Source organism: Geodermatophilus pulveris (assembly GCF_900188375.1).
Lineage (GTDB): Bacteria > Actinomycetota > Actinomycetes > Mycobacteriales > Geodermatophilaceae > Geodermatophilus > Geodermatophilus pulveris.
The window spans coordinates 279,092-295,201 of record NZ_FZOO01000002.1 but is presented as its reverse complement, the minus strand read 5'-3'; the positions used below and the strand labels follow the sequence as shown (position 1 = coordinate 295,201).

The window sequence follows — 16,110 nt, the reverse complement described above, 5'->3', positions numbered from 1 at the left end:
CCCGGCGGTGCTGCTGTGCAACGGGCTGGGCGCGCCGCCCGCGGCCTGGCCGCAGGTCACCGCGCCGGACGGCGGGTTCCGGGTGGTCAGCTGGTCGCACCGCGGCCTGGGCGGCTCCGAGCGGCCGGCCGACCCCACCCGGGTGCGGGTGGAGGACCACGCCGACGACGCCCGCGCGGTGCTCGACGCCTTCGACCTGCCGTCGGCCGCGGTCGTCGGCTGGTCGCTGGGCGTCAACGTGGCCTTCGAGCTGGCCCTCGAGCAACCCGACCGGGTGCGCGCCGTGCTGGCCGTCGCCGGCGTCCCGGGCGGCAGCTCGGCGTCGGTCTTCGCCCCCTACGGGGTGCCGCGGCGGTGGCGGCCGTCCGCCGGGCGGCTGGGCAGCCGGCTGCTGCCGGTGGTCGGCCCGCTGGTGCCGGTGCTCGTCGCCGGCCTGCCGCCCTGGCAGCAGCTGGCCTCGCTGTCCGGGCTGCTCGGCCCGGCCCGCGAGGCCGCCCACCCGGCCGCGCTCTACCAGGTGCTGCAGGAGTTCTCCCGGCACGACTGGCACTGGTACCGGCACCTGGCGCTGGCCGTCGCCGAGCACCCCCCGCTCGACATCGCGCCGGTGCGCTGCCCGGTGACCTTCGTGGCGGGCAGCCACGACACCCTCATCGACGTCGCCGACGTGCGCGCGGCGGCGCGCGCGGTCCCCGGCTCCCGGCTGCGGGTGCTGGCCGGCACCCACTTCGTGCCGCTGCAGTACCCGCAGGCGATGGCCGCCGAGCTGCGCGCGCTGCTCGCCCGGGCGCCCGGCGTCCCCTGACCGGCGGCGCGGGTCAGCGGCGCTCGAAGTAGCGGGCCCGCTCCCACTCCGACACCGACCCCGTGTACCCGGCCCACTCCGCGCGCGCCGCCGCGACCAGCGCGTCGACGAGCGCGTCGCCCAGCCCCTCGCGGGCGACGGCGCTGCCGTCGAGCAGGTCGGCGGCCTCGGCCACGGAGGCCGGCAGCGTCGCCGCGTCCGGCCCGGGCGCCCCGCGCACCGGGTCGGGCAGCGGCAGGTCGTGCTCGATGCCGTGCCGCGCGGCGAGCAGCACCGCGGCCAGCGCCAGGTGCGGGTCGGCGTCGCCGCCGGGGACCCGGTGCTCCAGGCGCAGCGACGCACCGGAGCCGACCAGGCGCAGCGCGGCCAGCCGGTCGTCCGGCCCCCAGGCGACCGAGATGGGGGCGGAGGCGCCCGGGCGCAGCCGCTTGTAGGCGTTGACCGTCGGCGCGAACAGCAGCGTCAGCTCGCGCAGGCAGGCCAGCTGGCCGGCCAGCACCCGGCGCAGCAGGGCCGACTCGCCGTGCGCGCCGTCCCCGGCGAGCACCGGGGTGCCGTCGGGGCTGCGGAGGCTGACGTGCAGCTGGCAGGAGTTGCCCTCCGCGCCGTCGTACTCAGGCATGGAGGTCAGCGCCATGCCCTCCTGCGGGCGATCTGCCTGGCAGGGTCCGGTAGAACGCCGCCGCGTCGGCCGCGGCCAGCGCCTCGTCGTAGCGGAACACGATCTCGTACTGGCCGGGGGCGCACTCGCCGCGGGCGGACTCCAGCCGCAGCCCGGCCGCGACGGTCTCCCGGCGCAGCCGGCGGGTCAGCGCCGCCATCCCCTCCAGGCCCACCAGCGCGTAGTCCACCCCGGTGCGGGTGGCCGGGGTGAGCCGGGACCAGCCGGCCGCCGCTGCGTCGGCGTAGGACCCGGTGAACACCCGGGACTCCGGCTCCACCCCGGCGAACGGCACCAGGCCGTGCCCGGCCAGCGCGTCCACCTGGCCCCGCAGCACCTGCCGCGGCGCGACCGCCACCGGGCCGCCGCCGGGGTGCCGCGGGTCGGCGAGCACCAGCACGGTGCCCGGGTCCCACGGCAGCGGCCGCACCGTGGCCAGGTCCGGCACGAGCACCATGTCCCCGAAGCCGGTGCCCTCCGGGTCCGGCCCGGGCGACGGCGCGGTGACGGCCGTGTCGACGTCGGTGGTCAGCAGGTAGGTGCAGGCGCCGAACCCCTCGGTCACCGTGCTGTCCAGGAAGTGCCGGGCCGACAGCCGGGTGCCCTGCAGCCGGCCGGCGAGGTCCGGCATGGCCAGGACGACCTCCTCGACGTGGCCCGCGTCGACCTCGGCGCGCAGCTCCGCGAGGGTGGTCACGCCGGCACCCCCGCGGGGACGGCGGCCACCGGGTTGGGCACCGAGCCGTGCACGACGTCCGGCGCGGCGTCGCGCTCGGCGCGGTCGTGGAACCCGCCGCCGGTCCGGTGCTCCCGGTTCAGCGCCACCCGCCCGACCTCCGGCGCCAGCAGGCCCAGCGCGTCGAACTCCGCGGCGCGGTCGGGGTGGCCGGCCCGCCAGCCGAGCAGCGCGTCGCGCACCAGCGCCCAGAAGTCGTCCTCCGGGACGCCCAGGTGCTCCTCGGCGACGCCGGCGAGGAACCGGGAGTGCCCGGCGAGGACGGCGCTGGTGATGCTGTGCGCCATCTGGGCCGCCGGCCAGCGGACCAGCACCGCGTCGGCGCGCTCCGGCAGCCGAGGCGTGCGCCGGGGTCCTGGGTCCAGGGGGTGGCCGCGCCCGGACCGGGGCGCTCAGAGGCAGGTGCCGTCGGCCAGCAGCGTCTCGACGTCGGACAGGACGTTCTCCGCGCCGATCAGGCCGATGCCGAGCATCCACTCGTCGTCGTCCACCGCGAAGGCGCAGTCCGGGACGGCCTCGAGGAAGTCCCAGACGGCGGTCACGCTGGCCTGGGTGGTGGCGGCGGGGTCGCCGTAGGCGGTGGAGAAGACCACGTCGGCGTCGGCCTGGTCGATCTGCTCGGCGCTGACGTAGGCCATCGAGTACTCGTCGTAGGCCAGCTCCGGCAGGCCGAACCCGACGTCGGTGAGCACGCTGCCGGAGAAGGTCTCCGGCCCGTAGATCCGCGTCTCGTCGGGCAGGAAGCGCACGATCGACGCGGTCGCGCCCGCGGCGCCCACGGCCGCGCCGACCTCCTCGGCGCGCGCGTCGTAGCCGGCCAGCGCCTCCTCGCCGTCGGCGGCCCGGCCGAGGGTGTCCGCGGTGGTGGTGAACATCGCCCGCCAGCCGTCGGTGTAGTCGGTGAAGACGGTGGGTGCGATCGCGCTGAGCTGGTCGTAGATCTGCTCGTGCCGCACGCTCGAGGACAGGATCAGGTCCGGCTCCAGCGCGGCGACGGCCTCCAGCTCGGGCTCCTCGATGGTCCCGACGAGCTCGATGCCCTGCGCGCGGTCGCCCAGGTAGGCCGGCAGGCCGGTGGCGACGTCGGACTGCACCGAGCCGACCGGGGTGAGGCCGAGGGAGAGCGCGGTGTCCAGGTGCGGGGTGTCCAGGGTGACCACCCGCTGGGGGTCGGCCGGGACCTCGGTGGTCCCGAGGACGTGGGTGACCGACCGGGTCTCCGGGGCGGTGGTCGCCTGGGCGGCCTCCGAGGTGTCGTCGGCGGTGTCCTCGGCGGCGGTGCCGCAGGCGGAGAGGGCCGTCGCGGCGATGAGGGCGGTGGTGAGCGAGCGCAGGCGCACGGTGTCTCCTCCGGGCAGGGGCGGACCGGCCGGCCCGCGTGGCTTAGGGCAGCCTCACCTAAGCAGACGTCCCGGCCCGCCCGCCGACCGGTGCACCCCGGCCGCCGGCACCCGCCGGCCGGGTCAGCCCGGGACGCGGTCCCGGACGTAGGAGCCGGGGGCCGGCTCCAGCGGCGGGTGGGCCGCGCTGCCCAGGGCCGCGGGCGCGGGCACCTCCGCGCCGGAGTGCCCGATCGCCCACTCCGACCACGGCTCCCACCAGCTGCCGGTGTGCTCCTGCGCCGCCGCCCGCCAGGCGTGCGGGTCCGGGCCGGGCTCCCCGCCGGTCCAGTAGCGCGAGCGGGGGTTGCCCGGGGGGTTGACCAGGCTCTGGATGTGCCCGCTGCTGCTGAGCACGAAGGTGCTCGGGCCGGACAGCAGCTGGGTGGTGCGGTAGCAGCCGTCCCACGGGGTGAGGTGGTCGGTGAGCGCGCCGGTGACGAAGGTGGGGACGGTGATCCGGCTCAGGTGCACCGGCGTGCCGAGCACCCGCATCGCTCCTGGCCGGACCAGCGCGTTGCCGGCGAAGATCTCCAGGAACTGCTCGTGCAGCCGGGCGGGCAGGTTGGTGCCGTCGGCGTTCCAGGCGAGGATGTCGAACGCCGGCGGGTCCTCGCCCATCAGCCACTGGCGCACCAGGTAGGGGAAGACCAGGTCGTCGGGGCGCATCCAGGTGAACACCGAGCCCATCTGCCGGGCGGTGATGACCCCGCGGCGGCGGGAGTTGCGCCCGGCGAGGTCCAGCAGCCGCGGGCCGGAGAAGGCGCCCAGCGGCGCCCGCCCGGAGAAGTCCAGCAGGGTCACCGCGTAGCCGGCGGCGCGGACCCGGTCGTCGCCGGTCGCCGCGAGGTGGTTGAGCGCCGTCGTCATCACCTGGCCGCCGGCGCACAGGCCGAGGGTGGTGACGTCCTCGGAGCCGGTGACCTCCCGGGCGACGTCGACGGCGGTGACGACGGCACCGGCGTAGGTGTCCAAACCCCACTCGGCCTGCTCGGGGGTCGGGTTGCGCCAGCTGACCATGAACACCTGCAGCCCGCGGCTGACCAGGTACTCGACCAGGCTGCGCCCCGGCCGCAGGTCCAGGAAGTAGAAGCGGCCGATGGGCGGCGGCACGATGACCAGCGGCCGCTGCCGCACCGTGTCCGTCGCCGGCGTGTACTGGACGAGCTCGATGACCTCGTCGCGGTGCACGACCGCGCCCGGGGTGACCCCGAGGTCCGTGCCCACGGTGAAGGCGCTGCGGTCGACCTGAGCGGGCATGCCACCGTTGCGCACCAGGTCGCGCAGCGCGTTGCGGGTGCCGCGGGCCAGGCTGAGCCCGGCGGTGTCGAACGCCCGCTTGAGCGCGGCCGGGTTGCCGAGCAGCGTGTTCGTGGGCGCCATCGCGCTGGTCAGCGCGGTGAGCACGAACCGCACCTGCTCGACCTCGCGCCAGTCCGCGCCGCCGGCCTCGAAGTCGGCGACCAGGCGGTCCAGCGACGCCGTCGTGGCCAGGTAGGACTGCAGCAGCCGGCGGTACCCGGGGTGGGTGGACCAGGCGGGGTCAGCGAACCGCGCGTCCTTCGGCGAGGGGGCGATCTCGCCGGTGCCGCGCAGGATGCGGGCGGCGTCCCGGGTCAGCCGCAGGGCCTCGCGGGCCACCGGCCGGGGCTGGGTCAGCGTGGCCAGCAGGCCCCGCGCCATGCCGCGCGGGGAGGGCAGGCCGGGGGCCTCGGCCCCCTCGACGGAGGCCAGCGCCTCGGGCTCGTCCTGCGGTCGCGGCTCCTGCCGGTCCGGCGTCCGTGCTGTCGTGGTGGTCACCGCGGTCTCCCTCTGTGACGTGCGTCACTGCACGGGGGTGACGGTAGCCGTTCGCGGGCCCGGTGTACCCCCGTCAGCCGCCCGCGCGGGGCCGCAGCTCCCGCCACAGCCAGGCGGCCAGCGCGGCCGGCACGGCGACGAACGCGGACAGCGCCGGGACGGCGCCGAGGAGCGACCCGAGCCAGGCCAGCAGCAGGGGGGTGCCGAAGCCGGTGTAGGCGAACGCGTAGAAGGCGCTGTTCATCGCACCCCGCGCCTGCGGCGGCGCCAGCCGGGCGGTGAGGGTGAGCCCGGCGGTGAGGCACAGCCCGCCACCCGCGCCGAGCACCAGCGTCGCCGGGAGCAGCAGCGGCCCCGAGCCGGCCACCACCGCGGCCACCCCGGTCGCCAGGCCCAGCGCCCCGAGCACCATGCCCAGCGGCGCGGCCCCGCGCGGCGCCCGGCGTCCGAGGCGGGCGGTCACCGCGCTGGCCGCCAGGGCCAGCCCGGCGATCAGGCCGGCGTAGGCGACGCCGACGCCGTCGCGGACCACGAGCAGCGGCAGCAGGGTCGCCGCCACGGCGGGGAAGGCGAACACGCCGACGGCGGTGGGCGCCAGCACCGCCCAGAACGGCCGCCGCGCGTCCGCCGGCAGGCCGAGCGTCATGAGCCGGCCCCGGCTCCGGACGTGCACGGTCTCCGGGACGGTCAGCAGCGCGCCGAGCCCGACGACCAGGACGGCGACGTGCACCAGGTAGGGCAGCGTCGTCGGCGCCGGGCCGTACTGGGCGAGCACCCCGCTCATCGCCGGGGCGACGGCGAACCCCAGGGACGTCGACACCGCACCGCGGGTGGCCGCCGACTGCTGGCCGTCGGGCCCGGCGAGCTCCTGCAGCCAGGCGTTGGCCACGGAGAACACCACACCGGACACGACCCCCTGCAGCAGCCGGCCGGTGAACAGCAGGGACAGGTCGCCCGCGGCGGGCAGGAACAGCAGCGACACCAGGCCCGCGAGCACCGCGAACGGCAGCACCAGCGCCCGCCGGCCGAACCGGTCGGACAGCGCGCCGGACACGCTCAGCGCGGCGATCAGGCCGAGGGCGTAGCAGCCGAAGACGGCGGTGAGGTCGGCGTCGGACAGGCCGAGCGTGCGCCGGTAGACCAGCAGCAGCGGGGTGGGGATGTTGGTGCCCAGGGCCACGGTGAACAGCCCGAGGGTGAGCGCGTCCAGCCGCCGCCGCGTGCCCTCGCGCGGCAGCGTGGCGTCCGGCACCCGCCGGACGCTACCGGCTCCCCGCCGCGCCCGAGCCGGGGTGCTGCGGCGCCCGGCCGGGCGCGGGGTCAGCCCAGGCCGGTCAGGGAGAGCCGCACCGGCCCGGCGCTGAGGACCACGCCGCCGCGCAGCCGCCGCACGTCGGGCGCGGACCACTGCCACAGCGTCACGCGCAGCTCCAGCGTCGGCCGCGGCATCGCCGTGCGCACCCACGCCGTGCCGCGGCGCTCCTCCGGCGGCGCGGCCGCCGGGCGCACCGGGTGCGCCGCCGGGACCGGCGCGGCCTGGCGCAGGTCGTCGAGCAGGTCGTCCCGCAGGGCGCTGGAGCGGGTCGCTCGGGGGCGCGGTCGGTCGGGAGTCGTCATCGCGGGACCCTCTCGGAGGCGGTGAGGACCTCGTCGGCGAGCGCGCAGTACGCGACCGCCACGGGGCTCGTGGGGTGGGACAGGACGACCGGGCGCTTGGCCAGCGTGCTGGTCGGCACGCGGCGGGACAGCGGCACGCGGGTCAGGAGCAGGGGGAGGTCCGTGCCGTCGAGCGCGCCGGCGACCTCGCGCGCCGCGCGGCCGTGCTGGTCCCAGACCGCGCAGGCGACCCCGACCAGCACCGCCGAGGTGTTCTCGTAGGTGCGCTGCTGCTCCAGGAACGCCGCGACGCGCGCGACGCCGAGGGCCGAGCCCGGGTCGCTGGTGTAGACGGTGAGCACCGCGTCGACCGCGCAGACGGCGGCGAGGGTGAGCCCGCCGAGGTCCCCGCGGGTGTCCAGGACGACGTGGTCGTAGGCACCCACCAGCGGCCGCAGCACCCGCCGGACGCTGGTCACCAGCCCGCCGGTCGTGGCCAGGTGGGTGGCCGCCGTCTCCAGCGACGGGTGCGACGGCAGCAGGTCCAGCCCGGGCGCGACGTCGTGCCGCACCACGGCCCGCGCGTCGCGGGAGGGGTCCTCGAGGAGGGCGGCCAGGCTGTCGTCGCCGGACGTGGCGACCACCCCGAAGGCCCGGCCCAGGCTGTCCTGCGGGTCGACGTCCACGGCGAGCACCCGGCCGTGGCGGCCGAGGGCGACGGCCAGGTTGGCGGCCACCGCCGTCTTGCCCACACCCCCCTTGGAGGAACTGACAGCCAGGCGCATGGGCACAGTGTGCGGACGACCCGCCGCATCCTGCCGCCGCCGGGCCGCCGCGGCCGTGTCGGGCGCCACAGCCGACGCACCGGGCTCGGTGTCACCACCCACGGTGTCCTGCACCGGGGCCGGCCGCCCGGACACCGCCCCTGCGCGATCACGCCGCCCGCCCCGCCCGCCGATGAGGCAGCCGAGGCGACGGCCGACCCCGGTCGCCAGGGAGGAGTGCCGCGATGACTGCCCCGTGCCGGCGCACCGGCGACGCGCTGGCCGCGCTCGCCGGCGCCCACCCCGACGTCCTCGCGGCCGCGCCCCGTGCCCGCGCGCGGTTCGTCGCCCTGGGCGGCGTGCTGCTGAGCACCGGCGCGCTGGCCGTGCTGTCGGCGTCGTTCGCGGTGCACATGGCGCTGGGCGCCTCGTGGCCGGTGGCGCTGCTCGTCGGGCTGGGCTGGGGCGCGGTGATCGTCAACCTCGACCGGATGCTGCTGGTCGGGATGGCGCACGACGCCTCCGTCCGCCGCACCGTCGTCCTGGCCGTGCCGCGGGTCGGGCTGGCGCTGGTGCTGGGCGCGGTCATCGCCACGCCGCTCACCCTGCGGGTGTTCGCCCCGGAGATCGACACGGAGGTCGCGTCGATCCAGGCCGAGGCGGCGGACGCCTACCGGGCCGGCCTGGACGCCGACGCCCGCTTCCGGCAGCTCCCGGCGCTGCGCGAGCGGATCGCCGCGCAGCAGGCGGTCGTCGCCAGCGGCGGGCAGGCCGACCCGGCACTGGAGCCGGTCACCCGCCGGCTGGCGGCCGAGCAGGACGCGTACGACGAGGCGGTCGGCACCCACCAGCAGCTGGTGGCGAAGGCGCAGTGCGAGATGGACGGCACCTGCGGCACGGGGGACGCCGGGGACGGCGGGGCCTACCGGAGTGCGCGGGCGGCGGCCGACACGCAGGCCGCCGTCGTGACCGCCGCCCGGGCCCGGCTGGACGCCGCGGTGGCGGCCGCCGAGGGTGCCGGGGCGCGCAGCGCCGCGCAGGCGCAGGCCGACCTCGTCGCCGACGAGGCCACGCTCGCCGCCCTCACCGCGGAGCAGGACCGCCTGCAGGCCGCGTTCGAGGCCACCAACGACGACGCCGACGGCATCCTCATCCGGCTGCAGGCGCTGAGCCGGCTGGGCGACCGCGACACCACGCTGCAGCTGGCCCACCTGGTGCTGTCGCTGCTCTTCGTCTGCGTCGAGCTGATGCCGGTGCTGGTGAAGGTGCTGCTCAACCTGGCCCCGCCGAGCGCCTACGACGAGGTCACCGCGCTGCGCGACCACGACGACGTGGAGACCATGCGGCTGCAGCAGCGGGTGCGGCTGGGGGTGGAGCGGGCGCAGGTCGAGCTGCTGCTCATGGCGGAGTCCGAACGGGTGGAGACCCGGAGGCAGGAGCTGCTGGCGCGCCAGCACGCCGTCGAGGCGGCGAGGGCGGCCGAGGAGCGCGCGGCGGCGGAGGCCGCCGAGGTGCGGCGGGTCGAGCGCCAGAAGCAGCTGATCCTCGCCCGCCAGCAGGCGACCGAGGCACGCCGGGCGGCCGAGGCCCGGGAGGCCGCGGAGGCACGCCGGGCGGCCGAGGCCCGGCGCGAGGCCGGCGCGCGGCGGGCGGCCGAGGCCCGGCAGGCGACCGCCGCGGCCGAGGCGCGGAAGGCGGCCGACGCCCGGCGGGCGGCCGAGGCGACCGAGGCGGCCGAGGGGCGGCGGGTGGAGCGCCAGAAGCAGGTGATCCTCGCCCGTCAGGAGGCCGCCGAGGCGCGGCGGGCGGCCGAGGCGCAGGAGGCGGCCGCGGCGCGGGCGGCCGCGGAGGCGCGGCGGGCGGCCGAGGCGCGGCGGGCGGCCGCGGCGCGGCGGGCCGCCGAGGCCCGGGAGGCGGCCGAGGCACACCGGGCGGCCGAGGCGCTGGAGGCGGCGCGGGCAGAGCTGGAGGCCGCGCGGGTGGAGCTGGAGCAGCAGGCGGCGCGGGACGCCGCGGCCGCGGCGGGCCCGCGCTGGCCGTGGGACCTGAACCCGCTGGGGCTGGCCCGCGACGCCGCGGTGCGGACCGTCCGGACGGTCACCGGCCGCGGCGGGCGCGTCCCGACGTCGGTCTGACGCCCGGGCGGCGGCCGCCCGCGGTCACCAGCGCAGCGGGTCCACGCGACGGGACTGCGCGGTGCGGCAGGCCCGGCAGTTCCCCCAGGTGACGAGGGACAGCGGCGAGGTGGGGGAGCCGCACTCGGGGCAGTCGACGGACTCGCCGGCCCGGGTGCGGGCCTCGGCGACCACGCGGGCGCGTTCCTCGTGGACGGCCACGTCGCCCCGGCAGGGGCAGCCGAGGTGGGCCTCGGCGCAGCGGCCGCGGTGGGTGGTCATGGGGCTCCTCTCGGCGGGGTGCCGGTCAGCGGCCGCGGCGGCTGACCCGCAGGACGGTGCCGTCGGCGGCGGTCAGCACCACGAGGGTGCCGCGGCGGACGTGCGTGCGAGAGGGGGTGTCCGCGTCGGGGGACACCTCGTCGGGGGAGTCCAGGCAGCGCCGCACGTCGGCGTCGCTGATGCGGGCACCGGCGGCGGCCTCCCGGGCGCCGCGGGTCATCCGCAGCGCCGGAGCCGGTCCGCGCCGGAGGGCCGGCCGGACGGCGGCGGCACCCTCCGCCGGGTCGTCCGCCGGGTCGTCGGCCAGGTCGTCGGCCGGGTCGTAGCCGGTGGGCGGCGGTGCGAGGAAGGTGAGAGCGGGTGCGCTCATGCAGGGGTTCCCAACGGGGACGGGCGGGGGCCGGGGGCCGCTCCGCGGTGGTGGGCGCCGGATCGGCGCCGCGGACCCGGGCGGGCGGCGCTGCCGTCGGCGCCGGGTCGGTGGTGCGGGCACCGGACGGTCCCGCACCGGCCACGCTACGCGCCCGCGGCCCCCGGCACGGGGTCCGCCACCCGTCCGGGTCGGTCCGCCGGGCCCGCGACCGCGGCGGCGCCGGCCGCCGGCCGGGTGTGCGATGGGCCGGCAGGTCGACTCCGCCGGAGGGGACGTCATGACCCGTCGACGCACCACGCTGCTCGCCCTGGCCGGTCTGTCGACCGGGCTGCTCGCCGCCGCCGGGCCCGGCGGGGCCGCCGCCGGCGAGCCGGTGCCGGTCCCGGTGCCGGTCGAGGCGCCGCTCGCCGTGGGCACCGGGGGAGCGGTCGCCACCGTCGACCCGGAGGCCACCCGGGTGGGCCTGCAGGTGCTGCGCCCCCGACCTGGGCTCCGGTGGGCAGCGCCGGCCCGTCAGCCGAGCCGGGTGGTGATGTCGATCGACCCCCGGATGCTGCGAGCCACCGGGCACCCGTCCGCGTGGACGGCGAGCACCCGCTGCACCTTCTCCGCGTCCTCGTCGGCGACGTCCAGCCCCGTGTAGGTGACCGCGATCCGCTTGACCACCAGGACCCGGCCCTCGAGCACCACCTCACCGCGCGCGTGCCCCACCAGACCGGTGGGGTCGATCCGCCGGGCCGCGAGGGCCCCGGCGAACGTCCCGGTGAGCTAACCGAGGGCGGCGCCGACGAGGTGGTCGATCGTGCTGGCGTGGCTGGGGGCCGAACCCGGCTCCATGCCGTAGTGCTCGGCGACGGCCCCGTGCATGCCGTACACGGTCGGCTGCTCCTCGCCCGGCAGGTGGGCCGCGCGCAGCGGCCCGCCCAGGCGCTCGACGCGGACCTCGGACACGTACGCGATATCGGACACTCGCCCTCCCTCTCCTCGTCGGTCCTGACCGCCATGCCCAGTGCCCGCCCCGGGGAACCGCACACCGGCCGGTGCGCCCGTGCGTGGGCTAGGGTCCGGCTCGTGCAGCTGCCGGACGGGCTGGTCGCCGTCGTCAAGCGGGACTGCCCCACCTGCCTGCTGGTCGAGCCGGTGCTGCGGGAGCTCGGCGCCGCGGTGTGGTGCCAGGACGACCCCGACTGGTTCGACGGCGACGACACCTCCCTGGAGCTGTCCCACCGGCTGGGCGTGGAGACGGTGCCGACGCTGCTCCGGGTGGACGGCGGCCGGGAGACCGCGCGCACGGTCGGCTGGAGCCGGGAGCAGTGGGCCGAGCTGACCGGCGTCCCCGGACTGGGCGAGGGCCTGCCCGACCACCGGCCCGGCTGCGGGTCGCTGTCGGTGGACCCGTCCCGCGCCGACGCGCTGGAGGCCCGCCACGGCGGCCGGCTGGCCAGCCGGCGGGTGCAGCTGGCCGACCTGGAGGACGAGCACGAGGCGCTGTTCGACCGCGGCTGGACCGACGGGCTGCCCGTCGTCCCCCCGACCCCGGAACGGGTGGTGCGGATGCTGCGCGGCACCACCTGCGACCCCGGCGAGGTGGTCGCCGTCGTCCCGCCGGACCTGGTGCCGTGCACGGTGGAGAAGGTCGCGGTCAACGCGGTCATGGCCGGCTGCCGGCCCGAGCACCTGCCGGTCGTCCTCGCGGCGGTGGAGGCGGCGTGCGCCGAGGAGTTCGCGCTGCACGGGCTGCTGGCCACCACCTACTTCTCCGGACCCGTCGTCGTCGTCAACGGCCCGGTGGCCGCCCGGGTCGGCATGAACAGCGGCGTCAACGCCCTGGGTCAGGGCAACCGGGCGAACGCCACCATCGGCCGGGCGCTGCAACTGGTGGTGCGCAACGTCGGCGGCGGCCGCCCCGGCGAGGTGGACCGGGCCACCCTGGGCAACCCGGGCAAGCTCACCTTCTGCTTCGCCGAGCGCGAGGAGGGTAGCCCGTTCGCGCCGCTGGCCGCCGACCGCGGGGTGCCCGGCGACGCGGTCACCGTCTTCGCCGGGGCCGGGGTGCAGCCGGTGGTCGACCAGCTCAGCCGGGACGCGGAGTCCCTGGCCCGGACGTTCGCCGCCTGCCTGCGGGTGAACGCCCACCCCAAGCTGCCGCTGGCCTTCGACGCGATGCTGGTCGTCTCCCCGGAGCACGGCCGGGTGCTGCGGGAGGCCGGCTGGGACCGCACCCGGCTGCTGGCCGAGCTGGACGGGCTGCTGCGGCTGCCGGCCGGCGAGCTGGTGCGGGGGGCCGGGGGGATGGCCGAGGGCCTGCCGCCCGGGGCCGGCGACGGTGACGTGCCCAAGTTCCGGCCCGGCGGCCTGCTGGTGGCGCACGCCGGTGGCGACGCCGGGCTGTTCAGTGCGATCGTCGGCGGGTGGGTCGCCGGTGAGACCGGCAGCGCCCCGGTGACGCGGGAGGTGCGGGTGTGACGACGGTCCTCGACCCCACCGGCGAGCGGCGGCCGGCGGAGCGCGCGCCGCTGCCCCGGCCGGCGTCGCTGCGCGGGCGCACGGTGGGGCTGCTCGACATCGGCAAGGCCCGCGGCGACGTCGTCCTCGACCGGCTGGCCGAGCTGCTCGCCGCGGACGGCGCGACCGTGCGCCGCTACCGCAAGCCGACCTTCGCCCGGGTCGCCCCGCTGGACCTGCGACAGCGGATCACCGAGCAGTGCGAGGTAGTCGTCGAGGCGCTGGCCGACTAGGGCTCCTGCACGTCGTGCAGTGTGCACGACATCGCCGACCTGGAACGCCGCGGCGTGGTGGGGGTCTTCCTCGCCAGCGAGGTGTTCGCCGAGGCCGCCCGCGCCCAGGGCGCTGCCCTGGGGTTCCCGGCCCCGCACGTGCTGGTGCCGCACCCGGTGCAGGACCGCACGGACGCGGAGCTGCGGGAGGTCGCCGAGCGGGTGCACCCCGCGGTGGTGGCCGCAGTGACCGCCGCGCCGCCCGGTGCGGCGGGGGACGACCGGACGAGGAGGTCGGGGGGATGACGCGCGCGCTCGTCATCGGCGGCGGGGTCGCCGGACCCGTGGCGGCCATGGCCCTGCAGCGGGCGGGGATCGAGGCGACCGTGCACGAGATGCGGCCGGCCGCGGCCGACGACGTCGGCGCGTGGCTCGGCGTGCAGGTCAACGGACTGGACGCGCTGCGGGCGATCGACGCCGAGCAGGCCGTCCTCGACGTGGGCTTCCCGACACCGGTGATCGAGTTCCGCAGCGGGACCGGCCGGGTGCTCGGTGAGGTGCCGACGGGCACGGGGGGCGCGGCGGGCGTGTCCCTGCGGCGCGCCGACCTGTACCGGGCGCTGCACGAGGAGGCCCTCCGCCGCGGCGTCGACATCCGCTACGGCGCCCGGCTGGTCGACGCGCACGACACCGGCGACGGCGTGACCGCCGTGTTCGCCGACGGCAGCACCGACTCCGCCGACGTGCTCATCGGCGCCGACGGCGTGCGCTCCGCCCTCCGCACGCTGGTCGACCCGGGCGCCCCGCCGCCCCGGTTCGTCCCGGTGCTCAACACCGCCGGGGTCTCCGAGCACGTGCCGCCCGGCGCCGAGGTCGGCCGGCTGACCATGGTCTTCGGCCGGCGGGCCTTCTTCGGCTACCTGCGCATGCCGTCCGGCGACACCTGGTGGTTCGCCAACCCGCCGGTGTCGCGGGAGCCGGCGCAGGCCGAGGTCGCCGGGACGTCGGACGCCGAGTGGCGCCGCCGGCTGCACGAGCTCTACCGCGACGACCGGTCCCCGGCGCTGGCCCTGGTCGAGGCCACCCGCGCCCCGCTGCGCGGCTGGGCGACCCACGACGTGCCCCGCGTGGCGCGGTGGCACCGCGGGCACACGGTGCTCATCGGGGACGCGGTGCACGCCACCTCCCCGGCCTCCGGGCAGGGCTCCTCGCTGGCCATCGAGGACGCCGTCGTCCTCGCCCGCTGCCTGCGCGACCTGCCGGTGCCGCAGGCCTTCACGGTGTTCGAGGGGCTGCGCCGGGAGCGGGTCGAGCGGGTCGTCGCCCAGGGCTTCGGGGTGAGCAGCGCCAAGTCGCCCCCGCCGGTCGGCCGGGTGGTCCGCGACCTGGTGATGCCGGTGCTGCTGCGCCGCGCCGTCGCCCGCGGCCGCGACCCGCAGTCCTGGGTGCGCGCGCACCACGTCGACTGGGACGCCCCCGTGACCGGGGCGGCCTGAGGTGCGCCGCCCGCCCGCGGCGCGCGCCGGGGTGAGCGCGAGGACCGCGACGTCCGAGGGCCCGGCGTCGATGCCCGTCCTGGCCCGGGGCCGCCACCGGCGCCCCGAGCGCGGCGCCTGCTTCCTGGAGTACACGGCGCTGCTGGCGGGCGAGCCGTTCGGCGACGCGCCGGCCTGCGTGGACGCGGAGCTGGCCGCCGTCCTCCGGCACGCCAACGACGTGCTGTCCGCGGCCGACCGGCCCCGGCTGGTGCCCCTGCTCGGCCGGGCGATCGGCCTGGCCGTCCCCGCGGGAGAGGGCGGCCAGGCCGCGGCCGTCGCCCGGCTGCGGCGGGCGGCCGCCCGGCACCTCACCGACGCCCTGGGCGTCCGCCCGGCCCCGGCGCTGTGGCGGGCCTGCCGGTCCGGCCGGGACGTCGACCGGCTGTTCTGGTCGCTGATGTCCGAGCCGGAGCCGGTGCGCACCTCGGCGGCCTGGGTGGACCGGCTGCTGGACCGGCTGGTCCTGCTGCACGGCTGCTACGAGCAGGCGATGGTCGAGCCGGCGGTGGCGGGGGCCGTCCGCCCGGCCGGCTGACCGGGGCCGGCCCGCTGCGGCAGGATTGCCGGTGCGGCCGCCGGTCGGTGCCCGCGACGCCGAGGCGGGAGGCGGGGACGGCGATGGAGACCAGGGAGACCGGGCTGCGGCGGCGCTGGGCGGGGGGCACGGCCTGCCACGGCCTGTGGAGCCAGCTGCCCGGGGCGGTCACCGGCGAGGTCGTGGCGGGGACCGGCGCGGACTTCGTCGTCGTCGACCTGCAGCACGGGGCGGCCGCCGAGGCCGACCTGCCGGGCATCGCGGCGGCGGTCACCGCGGCGGGATCGGTGCCGCTGGTGCGCACCCGCAGCCCGCTGTTCCCCGACGTCGGCCGGCCCCTGGACCTCGGCGCCCGCGGCGTCGTCGTGCCCAACGTGCGGGACGCCGCGCACGCCCGCGAGGTCGTCGCCGCCGCCCGGTACGCCCCGGCGGGGGGCCGGTCCATCGGGCGGCTGTCCGGCGGGGCCGACGAGCCGCTGGTGGTGGTGATGGTGGAGACCGCGAGCGCGCTCGACGACCTGGACGCCGTGCTCGCCGTCGACGGACTGGACGGCGTGTACGTCGGCCCCGGCGACCTGTCGCTGGCCCTGCAGCTCACCGGCCCCGAGCGCCGGGCGGAGCTGCGCGGCGTGCTGTCGTCGGTCATCGCCCGCGCCGTGGCCGCCGGGGTGCCGGTCGGGGTGCACGCCTACAGCGGCGAGGAGGCCGCCGGCTACGTCGCCGAGGGGGCCACCATCGCCACGGTCGCCGTCGACACGGTCTGCCTGCGCGAGGCGCTGGCCCACCACCTCGGCGTCGCCCGGGGCTGAC

At 78.2% G+C, this 16,110-nt stretch carries 18 protein-coding genes and 1 pseudogene; 7 read left to right on the top strand and 12 right to left on the bottom strand.

The window, feature by feature from the left end; all coding sequences use genetic code 11:
- Positions 1–7: 7 nt before the first annotated feature.
- Positions 8–805, top strand: coding sequence for an alpha/beta fold hydrolase (locus CHB98_RS04855; RefSeq protein WP_245820928.1), 798 nt, complete (start codon positions 8–10; stop codon positions 803–805).
- A 13-nt stretch (positions 806–818) separates the two neighbouring features.
- On the opposite strand, the gene CHB98_RS22655 is transcribed toward CHB98_RS04855, so the two are convergent.
- The 8 genes from CHB98_RS22655 to CHB98_RS04825 all read right to left on the bottom strand — a co-directional run bounded on the left by CHB98_RS22655 (position 819) and on the right by CHB98_RS04825 (position 7,762).
- Entirely contained in the window at positions 819–1,442 is a 624-nt protein-coding gene (locus CHB98_RS22655; RefSeq protein ID WP_218822249.1) for a type I glutamate--ammonia ligase, read from the bottom strand.
- Positions 1,420–2,163 (bottom strand): type I glutamate--ammonia ligase, encoded by a 744-nt coding sequence (locus CHB98_RS22650; RefSeq protein WP_218822248.1) that lies wholly within the window; start codon positions 2,161–2,163, stop codon positions 1,420–1,422. Before CHB98_RS22650 ends, CHB98_RS22655 begins: the two co-directional genes overlap by 23 nt.
- Entirely contained in the window at positions 2,160–2,567 is a 408-nt protein-coding gene (locus tag CHB98_RS04845) for a ferric iron reductase (protein WP_089304467.1), read from the bottom strand. Before CHB98_RS04845 ends, CHB98_RS22650 begins: the two co-directional genes overlap by 4 nt.
- 27 nt (positions 2,568–2,594) lie before the next feature.
- Positions 2,595–3,542 (bottom strand): ABC transporter substrate-binding protein, encoded by a 948-nt coding sequence (locus tag CHB98_RS04840; RefSeq protein WP_089304466.1) that lies wholly within the window; start codon positions 3,540–3,542, stop codon positions 2,595–2,597.
- Positions 3,543–3,665: 123 nt separating this feature from the next.
- Positions 3,666–5,381 (bottom strand): PHA/PHB synthase family protein, encoded by a 1,716-nt coding sequence (locus tag CHB98_RS04835; RefSeq protein WP_179224194.1) that lies wholly within the window; start codon positions 5,379–5,381, stop codon positions 3,666–3,668.
- 73 nt (positions 5,382–5,454) lie between these two features.
- Complete coding sequence (locus CHB98_RS04830; RefSeq protein WP_179224192.1) at positions 5,455–6,633, bottom strand: MFS transporter; 1,179 nt, start codon at positions 6,631–6,633, stop codon at positions 5,455–5,457.
- Positions 6,634–6,701: 68 nt separating this feature from the next.
- Positions 6,702–6,998, bottom strand: a complete 297-nt coding sequence (locus tag CHB98_RS21410) for a hypothetical protein (RefSeq protein ID WP_179224190.1) — start codon at positions 6,996–6,998, stop codon at positions 6,702–6,704.
- Complete coding sequence (locus CHB98_RS04825; RefSeq protein WP_089304464.1) at positions 6,995–7,762, bottom strand: ParA family protein; 768 nt, start codon at positions 7,760–7,762, stop codon at positions 6,995–6,997. The genes CHB98_RS21410 and CHB98_RS04825 overlap by 4 nt, the downstream gene beginning before the upstream one ends.
- Positions 7,763–7,986: 224 nt before the next feature.
- Between CHB98_RS04825 and CHB98_RS22645 the strand changes: the two genes are divergently transcribed.
- Complete coding sequence (locus CHB98_RS22645) at positions 7,987–9,876, top strand: DUF4407 domain-containing protein (protein WP_089304463.1); 1,890 nt, start codon at positions 7,987–7,989, stop codon at positions 9,874–9,876.
- A gap of 24 nt (positions 9,877–9,900) precedes the next feature.
- Here CHB98_RS22645 and CHB98_RS04815 read toward each other — a convergent pair whose 3' ends face one another.
- The 4 genes from CHB98_RS04815 to CHB98_RS04800 all read right to left on the bottom strand — a co-directional run bounded on the left by CHB98_RS04815 (position 9,901) and on the right by CHB98_RS04800 (position 11,479).
- Positions 9,901–10,137 (bottom strand): hypothetical protein, encoded by a 237-nt coding sequence (locus CHB98_RS04815; RefSeq protein ID WP_089304462.1) that lies wholly within the window; start codon positions 10,135–10,137, stop codon positions 9,901–9,903.
- A gap of 25 nt (positions 10,138–10,162) precedes the next feature.
- Positions 10,163–10,507 (bottom strand): hypothetical protein, encoded by a 345-nt coding sequence (locus tag CHB98_RS04810; protein WP_089304461.1) that lies wholly within the window; start codon positions 10,505–10,507, stop codon positions 10,163–10,165.
- Positions 10,508–11,023: 516 nt separating this feature from the next.
- Positions 11,024–11,221 (bottom strand): OsmC family protein, encoded by a 198-nt coding sequence (locus CHB98_RS04805; protein WP_245820927.1) that lies wholly within the window; start codon positions 11,219–11,221, stop codon positions 11,024–11,026.
- Between the two features lie 57 nt (positions 11,222–11,278).
- On the bottom strand, positions 11,279–11,479 hold the full coding sequence (locus tag CHB98_RS04800) for a hypothetical protein (RefSeq protein WP_089304459.1): 201 nt from the start codon (positions 11,477–11,479) through the stop codon (positions 11,279–11,281).
- Positions 11,480–11,581: 102 nt separating this feature from the next.
- On the opposite strand from CHB98_RS04800, the gene CHB98_RS04795 reads away from it, so the two are divergent.
- The 5 genes and pseudogenes from CHB98_RS04795 to CHB98_RS04770 all read left to right on the top strand — a co-directional run bounded on the left by CHB98_RS04795 (position 11,582) and on the right by CHB98_RS04770 (position 16,109).
- On the top strand, positions 11,582–12,976 hold the full coding sequence (locus tag CHB98_RS04795) for a thiol reductase thioredoxin (RefSeq protein ID WP_089304458.1): 1,395 nt from the start codon (positions 11,582–11,584) through the stop codon (positions 12,974–12,976).
- A pseudogene (locus tag CHB98_RS22640) lies at positions 12,973–13,533 on the top strand (UGSC family (seleno)protein). The gene CHB98_RS04795 and the pseudogene CHB98_RS22640 overlap by 4 nt, the downstream one beginning before the upstream one ends.
- Entirely contained in the window at positions 13,530–14,723 is a 1,194-nt protein-coding gene (locus CHB98_RS04780) for an FAD-dependent monooxygenase (RefSeq protein ID WP_089304455.1), read from the top strand. Before CHB98_RS22640 ends, CHB98_RS04780 begins: the two are co-directional and overlap by 4 nt.
- 70 nt (positions 14,724–14,793) lie before the next feature.
- Entirely contained in the window at positions 14,794–15,300 is a 507-nt protein-coding gene (locus CHB98_RS04775; protein WP_143424948.1) for a hypothetical protein, read from the top strand.
- Between the two features lie 83 nt (positions 15,301–15,383).
- Entirely contained in the window at positions 15,384–16,109 is a 726-nt protein-coding gene (locus CHB98_RS04770; protein WP_089304453.1) for an HpcH/HpaI aldolase family protein, read from the top strand.
- Position 16,110: the final 1 nt, after the last annotated feature.

Excerpts from the sequence above, each read along its gene's own strand:
- CHB98_RS22655 (WP_218822249.1), bottom strand. The coding sequence starts at position 1,442 with ATGGCGCTGACCTCCATGCCTGAGTACGACGGCGCGGAGGGCAACTCC.
- CHB98_RS04770 (WP_089304453.1), top strand. The coding sequence starts at position 15,384 with ATGGAGACCAGGGAGACCGGGCTGCGGCGGCGCTGGGCGGGGGGCACG.
- CHB98_RS22645 (WP_089304463.1), top strand. The coding sequence starts at position 7,987 with ATGACTGCCCCGTGCCGGCGCACCGGCGACGCGCTGGCCGCGCTCGCC.
- CHB98_RS04810 (WP_089304461.1), bottom strand. The coding sequence starts at position 10,507 with ATGAGCGCACCCGCTCTCACCTTCCTCGCACCGCCGCCCACCGGCTAC.
- CHB98_RS04780 (WP_089304455.1), top strand. The coding sequence starts at position 13,530 with ATGACGCGCGCGCTCGTCATCGGCGGCGGGGTCGCCGGACCCGTGGCG.
- CHB98_RS04775 (WP_143424948.1), top strand. The coding sequence starts at position 14,794 with ATGCCCGTCCTGGCCCGGGGCCGCCACCGGCGCCCCGAGCGCGGCGCC.
- CHB98_RS21410 (WP_179224190.1), bottom strand. The coding sequence starts at position 6,998 with ATGACGACTCCCGACCGACCGCGCCCCCGAGCGACCCGCTCCAGCGCC.
- CHB98_RS04825 (WP_089304464.1), bottom strand. The coding sequence starts at position 7,762 with ATGCGCCTGGCTGTCAGTTCCTCCAAGGGGGGTGTGGGCAAGACGGCG.
- CHB98_RS04815 (WP_089304462.1), bottom strand. The coding sequence starts at position 10,137 with ATGACCACCCACCGCGGCCGCTGCGCCGAGGCCCACCTCGGCTGCCCC.